This window comes from Pseudomonas sp. EGD-AK9, assembly GCF_000465935.2.
Lineage (GTDB): Bacteria > Pseudomonadota > Gammaproteobacteria > Pseudomonadales > Pseudomonadaceae > Aquipseudomonas.
On sequence record NZ_AVOF01000128.1, the window covers coordinates 1 to 8,084 of the forward strand.

General features: G+C 67.5%; 8 protein-coding genes. All 8 read right to left on the reverse strand.

Annotated features, from left to right (window positions below; all coding sequences use genetic code 11):
- Nucleotides 1-831 (reverse strand): 2Fe-2S iron-sulfur cluster-binding protein (locus tag N878_RS07000; RefSeq protein WP_021442952.1); only part of this gene is annotated, 831 nt, incomplete at its 3' end.
- A 60-nt stretch (nt 832-891) separates the two neighbouring features.
- Nucleotides 892-2,232 carry an NADH-quinone oxidoreductase subunit NuoF gene (nuoF, locus tag N878_RS07005; protein ID WP_021442953.1) on the reverse strand — a complete coding sequence of 447 codons (1,341 nt, stop codon included), beginning with the start codon at nt 2,230-2,232 and terminating at the stop codon, nt 892-894.
- The gene (gene nuoE / locus N878_RS07010) at nt 2,229-2,729 is read right to left on the reverse strand and encodes an NADH-quinone oxidoreductase subunit NuoE (protein WP_021442954.1); all 501 of its coding nucleotides are present in this window, start codon (nt 2,727-2,729) and stop codon (nt 2,229-2,231) included. The genes nuoF and nuoE overlap by 4 nt, the downstream gene beginning before the upstream one ends.
- Before the next feature lie 4 nt (nt 2,730-2,733).
- Nucleotides 2,734-4,512 (reverse strand): NADH-quinone oxidoreductase subunit C/D, encoded by a 1,779-nt coding sequence (gene nuoC / locus N878_RS07015; RefSeq protein WP_021442955.1) that lies wholly within the window; start codon nt 4,510-4,512, stop codon nt 2,734-2,736.
- Nucleotides 4,512-5,186 carry an NADH-quinone oxidoreductase subunit B family protein gene (locus tag N878_RS07020; RefSeq protein WP_021442956.1) on the reverse strand — a complete coding sequence of 225 codons (675 nt, stop codon included), beginning with the start codon at nt 5,184-5,186 and terminating at the stop codon, nt 4,512-4,514. The genes nuoC and N878_RS07020 overlap by 1 nt, the downstream gene beginning before the upstream one ends.
- Before the next feature lie 10 nt (nt 5,187-5,196).
- Complete coding sequence (locus N878_RS07025; protein WP_021442957.1) at nt 5,197-5,601, reverse strand: NADH-quinone oxidoreductase subunit A; 405 nt, start codon at nt 5,599-5,601, stop codon at nt 5,197-5,199.
- Nucleotides 5,602-6,191: 590 nt separating this feature from the next.
- Nucleotides 6,192-6,566 (reverse strand): hypothetical protein, encoded by a 375-nt coding sequence (locus N878_RS07030; RefSeq protein ID WP_021442958.1) that lies wholly within the window; start codon nt 6,564-6,566, stop codon nt 6,192-6,194.
- Nucleotides 6,567-6,715: 149 nt separating this feature from the next.
- A partial coding sequence (locus N878_RS07035; RefSeq protein ID WP_021442959.1) for a PhoX family phosphatase occupies nt 6,716-8,084 on the reverse strand: 1,369 nt, incomplete at its 5' end.

Consider the following 8,084-nt stretch of genomic DNA (forward strand, 5'->3'; position numbering starts at 1 on the left):
GTCGGCGCGGTTGACGTGGCCGTAGCCGAAGCGGCCGCGGTCGCAGAGGAAGTAGTGGTTGATCGCGCCGTGGTAACGGTTCTCGATGCGGCGGATCTCGCCGTAGCGCTCGCCGGGGCTGATGTTGCAGCCCAGCGAGCAGCCGTGGCAGATGCTCGGGGCGAACTGCATGTCCCATTTGCGGTTGTAGCGCGCCGAGTGGGTCTTGTCGGTGAATACCCCGGTCGGGCAGACCTCGGTGAGGTTGCCGGAGAACTCGCTCTCCAGGGTGCCGTCCTCGACGCGGCCGAAGTAGAGGTTGGCGTGGGCGCCGTACACGCCCAGGTCGCTGCCGCCGGCATAGTCCTTGTAGTAGCGCACGCAGCGGTAGCAGGCGATGCAGCGGTTCATCTCGTGACCGATGCAGGGGCCCAGGTCCTGGTTGAGGTGGGTGCGTTTGCTGAAGCGGTAGCGCCGCTGGCTGTGGCCGGTCATCACGGTCATGTCCTGCAGGTGGCAGTGGCCACCTTCCTCGCACACCGGGCAGTCGTGCGGGTGGTTGGTCATCAGCCACTCCACCACGCTCTCGCGGAACTGGCGCGCTTCTTCGTCTTCGATGGATATCCATGGCGCGCTGCCGGCCGGGGTCATGCAGGCCATCACCAGGCGGCCGCGCTGGTCGTTCTCGTCGTTGAACTGCTTGACCGCGCACTGGCGGCAGGCGCCGACACTGCCGAGCGCCGGGTGCCAGCAGAAGTAGGGGATGTCCAGGCCGAGCGACAGGCAGGCCTGGAGCAGGTTGTCCGCCCCGTCGACCTCGTATGCCTTGCCGTCTATATGGATGGTGGCCATCTGCTGCTGCCTCGTCGTCTGCCTTGCCGTAGAAGCGGTTCGCGCCGCGAGTCGATTCGTCTAGCCCACGCCTTCCGCCTGCATCCGTGTGCGCTGCGCCATCCCCGCTTCGAACTCGTCGCGAAAATACTGCAGGGCGCTGGCCAGTGGCTCCACCGCCCCCGGGGCATGGGCGCAGAAGGTCTTGCCCGGGCCGAGGAAGCGGCACAGCTGCTCCAGCGTCTCGATATCGCCCGGCTGGCCTTCGCCGCGTTCCAGCGCGCGCAACAGCTTGACGCTCCACGGCAGGCCGTCGCGGCAGGGGGTGCAGAAGCCGCAGGACTCGCGGGCGAAGAATTCCTCCATGTTGCGTAGCAGGCCGACCATGCTCACCGAGTCGTCCACCGCCAGCGCCAGGCCGGTGCCCAGGCGCGTGCCGTACCTGGCGATGCCGGCGCCGTGCAGCGGCGCATCCAGGTGCTCGGGCAGGAGGAAACCGGTGCCGGCGCCGCCAGGCTGCCAGCACTTGAGGCGATGGCCCGGGCGCATGCCGCCGGCGTGCTCCTCGAACAGTTCGCGCGCCTCGATGCCGAACGGCAGCTCCCAGAGGCCGGGACGCTTGACCTTGCCGGAGAAGCCGAACAGCTTGCTGCCCATGTCTTCGCTGCCGGGGCGGGCCAGGGCGCGGTACCAGTCGACGCCGTGCTCGATGATCGCCGGCACGTTGCACAGGGTCTCGACGTTGTTGACGCAGGTCGGCTTGCCCCACACGCCCACGGTGGCGGGGAACGGTGGCTTGGCCCGCGGGTTGGCACGGCGGCCCTCCAGCGAGTTGATCAGTGCGGTTTCCTCGCCGCAGATGTAGCGCCCGGCGCCGGTATGCACGAAGAGTTCGAGGTCGAAGCCGCTGCCCTGGATATCGCGCCCGAGCAGGCCGGCGGCTTGCGCCTCGGCGATGGCGCGGCGCAGGTGCTGGGCGCACTCGACGTATTCGCCGCGCAGGAAGATGTAGCCGCGCCCGGCCTTGAGCGCGCGGGCGGCGATCAGCATGCCCTCGACCAGCAGGTGCGGCAGCTGCTCCATCAGCAGGCGGTCCTTCCAGGTGTTGGGCTCCATCTCGTCGGCGTTGCACAGCAGGTAGCGCACCTTCAGCGCCTCGTCGGCCGGCATCAGCCCCCATTTCACCCCGGTGGGAAAACCGGCGCCGCCGCGACCCTTGAGTCCGGAATCCTTGACCTGCTGGACGATGTCCGCCGGGGCCAGCTCCAGCAGCGCGCGGCGGGCCGCCCCATAGCCGCCCTTGGCGCGGTATTCCTCCAGCCAAACCGGCTCGCCGTCGTCGCGCAGGCGCCAGGTCAGCGGATGGGTCTCGGCCGGGCGCACGACCTGGTTGGCCGGGGCGAAGGAGGGCAGGCGGCTCATTCAAAGGCCTCCAGCAGGGCATCGAGTCGCTCCACCGCGACCTCGCCGAAGGTCTGCTCGTCGATCATCAGCGCCGGCGCCTTGTCGCAGTTGCCCAGGCAGCACACCGGCAGCAGGGTGAAGCGGCCGTCGCCGCTGGTCTGGCCCGGCGTCAGGCCGTGGCGCCGGGCCAGGTGGGCCAGCAGCGCTTCGTGGCCGGCGACGTAGCAGGTCATGCTGTCGCACACGCGGATCAGGTGGCGGCCGACCGGCTGGCGGAAGATCTGGCTGTAGAAGGTGGCGACGCCCTCGACGTCGCTGGCGGGAATGCCGAGCAGCTCGCCGATGGCGGCGATGGCGCCGTCCGGCACCCAGCCGCGCTGCTGCTGGACGATCTTCAGCGCCTCGATCGAGGCCGCGCGCGGGTCTTCGTAGTGCTCGCGTTCGTGCTCGATGGCCGCCTGCTCGGCGGCGCTGAGGACGAAGCGGTCGGTCTGGATCAGGTCAGTCTGGCTCATGTGATTAGCGATCCACGTCGGCCATAACGAAATCGATACTGCCCAGGTAGGCGATCAGGTCCGCCACCAGGCTGCCCCTGATCACCGCCGGTATCTGCTGCAGATGGGCGAAGCTCGGGGTGCGGATGCGCGTGCGGTAGCTCATGGTGCTGCCGTCGCTGGTTAAGTAATAGCTGTTGATGCCCTTGGTTGCCTCGATCATCTGCAGGCTCTCGCCGGCGGGCATCACCGGGCCCCATGACACCTGGAGGAAATGGGTGATCAGCGTCTCGATATGCTGCAGCGTGCGCTCCTTGGGCGGCGGCGTGGTCAGCGGGTGGTCGGCCTTGTAGGGGCCGGCGGGCATGTTGTGCAGGCACTGCTCGATGATGCGCAGGCTCTGGCGCATCTCCTCGACGCGGATGATGCAGCGGTCGTAGGCGTCGCCGTTGGCGGTCAGCGGCACCTCGAAGTCGAAGCGCTCGTAGCCGGAGTAGGGGCGCGCCTTGCGCAGGTCGAAGTCCAGGCCGGTGGCGCGCAGGCCCGAGCCGGTGACGCCCCAGTCCAGGGCCTGGCGAGTGTTGTAGGCAGCCACGCCGACGGTGCGTCCGCGCAGGATGCTGTTGTCCAGCGCGGCCTTCTGGTACTCGTCCAGGCGTTTGGGCAGCCAGTCGACGAACTCGCGCACCAGCTTGTCCCAGCCGCGCGGCAGGTCGTGGGCGACGCCGCCGATGCGGTACCAGGCCGGGTGCATGCGGAAACCGGTGATGGCCTCGATCACCTGGTAGGCGCGCTGGCGGTCGCTGAAGGTGAAGAACACCGGGGTCATGGCGCCGACGTCCTGGATGTAGGTGCCGAGAAACAGCAGGTGACTGTTGATGCGGAAGAACTCGGCGAGCATCACGCGGATCACCTCGACCCGCTCCGGCACGCGGATGCCGGCCAGCTTCTCCACCGCCAGCACGTAGGGCAGGTTGTTCATCACCCCGCCGAGGTAATCGATCCGATCCGTATAGGGGATGAAGCTGTGCCAGCTTTGCCGCTCGGCCATCTTCTCGGCGCCGCGGTGGTGGTAGCCGATCTCCGGCACGCAGTCGACGATCTCCTCGCCGTCCAGTTGCAGGATGATGCGGAAGGCGCCGTGGGCCGAGGGATGGTTGGGGCCGAGGTTGAGGAACATGAAGTCCTCGTGGGCACCGTGACGCTGCATGCCCCAGTCCTCGGGATTGAAGCGCAGCGCCTCCTGCTCCAGGTCCTGCTTGGCCGCATCCAGGCTGAAGGGGTCGAACTCGGTGGCGCGCGCCGGGTAGTCCTTGCGCAGCGGGTGGCCCTGCCAGGTCGGTGGCATCAACAGGCGGGTCAGGTGCGGGTGGCCGTCGAAGCGGATGCCGAACATGTCCCACACCTCGCGCTCGTACCAGTTGGCGTTGGGCCAGATGGCGGTGGCGCTGGGCAGGCTGAGGTCATCTTCGGTGAGGGCGACCTTGAGCAGTACATCACTGTTTCGCTCGATCGACAGCAGGTGGTAGAACACGCTGAAGTCTGCCGCCGGCAGGCCTTCGCGCTTGGTGCGCAGGCGCTCGTCCATGGCGTGCAGGTCGTACAGCATCAGGTAGGGGCGCGGCAGCTGGCGCAGGGCGCGCAGCACCGCCGGCAGGCGTTCGCGGCCGAGCCAGAGCACCGGCATGCCGGTGCGGGTCGCCTGCACCACGAAGGCGTCGGCGCCGAACAGCGCCTGCAGCTCGGCGACCACGTCGTCGTGGCCGGCGGGCGAGGGGGCGAGGCGGGCGCTGCTGGTGCTCATCAGATCTCGTCCGGGCTGCGCAACTGGGTGACCTGGATACGCTCGGCGCGATTTTTCTCGCGCTGCGAGGGCATCTCGGCGCGGTACACGCCCTGATCGCCGACCACCCAGGACAGCGGCCGGCGTTCCTCGCCGATGGACTGCTGCAGCAGCATCAGACCCTGCAGGAAGGCCTCCGGGCGCGGCGGACAACCCGGCACGTAGACGTCCACCGGGAGGAACTTGTCGACGCCCTGGACCACCGAGTAGATGTCGTACATGCCGCCGGAATTGGCACACGAGCCCATGGAGATCACCCACTTGGGTTCGAGCATCTGTTCGTACAGACGCTGGATGATCGGCGCCATCTTGATGAAGCAGGTGCCGGCCACCACCATGAAATCGGCCTGGCGCGGCGAGGCGCGGATCACCTCGGCACCGAAGCGGGCGATGTCGTGCGGCGCGGTGAAGGCGGTGGTCATCTCCACGTAGCAGCACGACAGGCCGAAGTTGTAGGGCCACAGCGAATTCTTGCGGCCCCAGTTGACCGTCTGGTGCAGCACCTGCTCGAGGCGGCCCATGAAGACGTTGCGGTGCACCTGGCCGGCCAGCGGGTCGTCGACCAGCTCGCGCTCGCCCATGGGGTAGCGGCTGCCGGGGGCGTCGGGATCGATGCGGGTGAGCTTGTATTGCATCGCGATGACCTCAGGGTTTGCGTGCGCCGAGGCGCCGGCGGCGTGCCTCGGGGGCCCAGTCCAGGGCGCCGACGCGCCACAGGTAGAGCAGCCCGGCGAGCAGGATGAGGATGAACACGGCGGCCTCGATCAGCCCGGCCCAGCCGCTTTCGCGCACGGCGATGGCCCAGGCGAAGAGGAACAGCGCCTCGACGTCGAAGATCACGAAGAGCATGGCCACCAGGTAGAACTTGGCGGAGAAGCGCAGCCGCGCGCTGCCGGTGGGCACGATGCCGGACTCGAAGGGTTCCTCCTTGCTGCGCCCCCAGGCCTTGCCGCCGAGCAGGCTGGATACGCCGAGCATGAAGGCGCACAGGCCGCCCACCGCCACGAGGAACACTGCCAGCGCCCAGTGCTGGGCGAGCGTTTCGTTCATCACCGTACCCCCGCGAGTGAAATCACTACAGAGGACGGACCGCGTGCTGCTGGATCGATGCGGCCCATCGACCGGGCTGACCGTCGGCTGCAGTGGACGGAAGTTCTCCCATTCCCCGGAAAAGCCTCCATCCCGAACCCACTGGCCTAGCTCCAGTGATTTAAATGCTAGGCGCAGTTATCGGGTTGCGCCGGTATAAATTTCAATATCGTCAGGACATCCAGCAGGGGCGGCATCTGTAGCTTATGGCTGGAAAGGCCATGAATCCGATTGGATGAGCACAACTGGCGAGTCGGAGGCTGAGGTTGGCGAAACTGCAACAGTCGCCATCCCCGCGCAGGTGGGCTCTGTACTACCTGGGCTCCCGCCTTCACGGCAGTGAGGGTAAATGGCCCTGTCAGAACCCTCTTAGTGGCTACTAAATAGCGATAAATAATGAAAAGAGGTGGAGCTATCTCCAATTGATATGTTCCATCGCTCTAGCCGACGTCCCGCTTCGCACAGGCTGCGCCAATCCGAGGCCATGTCCGTTTCGTTGGGGACCTTGCCTTGCCTGGTGCTGCGGGCCTCGAGCGGGACGTCCGAATGGTTCACATCGAATTGATGTAGTCGCGCATCTGCTGGGCCCGCTTGAAGAAGCCGGCGTCGAGCAGCAGCAGGCGGTTGTCATGGCGCCAGGCCACCGCCCAGTTCTCCACCAGATGGCCGTTGCGGTCGATATTGACGATGACCCGGTTCTGGCTGCGGCCGTGCATGGTCTTGCCGCTGCCGGGGCAGTCGCGCTTGAGGAAATGACCGTTCCAGCTGACGCCGCACTCGCGCAGCTCATGACCGCCGTAGTAGGCATGGCTGGTGTTGCGATCCAGCTTGCCCTTGTCGATCAGCCCCTGCATCTGCCCCAGGGTATCGGCAAAGCCGCGGTGCTCCTGTTCGTTGTCGTTGTAATTGAGGGTGGTCAATGGCATGGCGGGGCTCCCGGTAGTGATGGATGGCACCGGCGCTCGCGCTTCTTCGGGCGAGTCGAGCGGCTTCTTCAGCGTAGAAGCTGGTGCCGTACCGTGCCGGTGCGAGGGAGCTCCCTCTCCCGTTGCGGGAGAGGGGATCGCCAGCGCGCTCAGAGCAGCGGTTTGCCGTCGTCGCGGGTGACGATCACGGTGGCCGAGCGCGGGCGGCGGCCGGGGCCGTCCGGCCAGGTGCTGCGGAAGTTGGTGGGGGTGGAGCCTTCACCCGGGTGCTGGATATTGACGAACAGGGTGCGGAAGTCCGGGGTGGCGGCGATGCCCGTGACTTCGCAGCCCACCGGGCCGACCAAAAAGCGCTTCATCTCGCCGGTACGCGGGTCGGCCACCAGCATCTGGTTGTTGCCGAACGGGCCGCTGGCCAGCTGGCTGCCGCTCATGTCGGTCTGGATCCACAACCGGCCATCGTCGTCGAACCACAGGCCGTCCGGGCTGGCCAGGCGGTTGTCGGCGCTCAGCGGCTTGCCGTTGACATCCAGGCTGTCGCCTTCCGGGCCGGCCAGCAGGAACAGGCTCCAGGCGAACGCGCGGCCGGCGTAGTCGCGGCTCAGTTCGCGCCAGCGGATGATATGGCCGTAAGCGTTGGCCGGACGCGGGTTGGCGGCATCGGCGACGGTGCGCGAGCTGTTGTTGGTGAGGGTGAAGTAAACCTCGCCGTTGTGCGGGTTGACCGCGCCCCATTCCGGGCGATCCATCTTGGTGGCACCGACGATGTCGGCAGCCAGGCGGGTATTGATCAGCACCTCGCCCTGGTCGGCGAAGCTCACCCCGGCGGCCTGGCAGGCGGCCTGGAAGGCCTTGTCCTGGATGTCCAGCGCCAGCCATTCGCCCTTGCCGTCGGCCTTGAAGCGCGCCACGTAGAGGGTGCCCTCGTCGAGCAGGCTGCCGTCGCTGCGACCCGGCAGGTACTTGCCGCGGCTGACGAACTTGTAGATGTACTCGTTCTGCGAGTCGTCGCCGGAATAGCAGACCACCGGCCGGCCCGGTTTGACCGGGGCGAACACCAGACCCTCGTGGGCGAAGCGACCCAGCGCGGTGCGCTTGACCGGGGTGGATTCCGGGGCGAAGGGGTCGATCTCGACGATCCAGCCGAAGTGGTTGGGCTCGTTGCGGTAGTCGCCTGTGGCATCGGCGGCCAGGCGGGTGGCGTTGAAGCGCTGGAATTCGTCGCCGGCCAGGTGGTCCCAGCCGTAGCGGCTAGCGCTGCCGACGCCGTAGCGGGTCAGTTCACGCGGGCGCTCGGCGTCGCCACTGGCGAAGTAGCCGGCCCAGTTCTCCTCGCAGGTCAGGTAGGTGCCCCAGGGCGTGAAGCCGTTGGCGCAGTTGTTCAGGGTGCCGCGGGTGACGGTGCCGTCCGGGCTGTAGCGGGTCCGGAGCAGGGCGTGGCCGCGCGCCGGGCCGGCGATCTGCATCGGCGTGGCGCCGGTGATGCGGCGGTTGCGGGCGCTGGGCAGCACCTCCCAT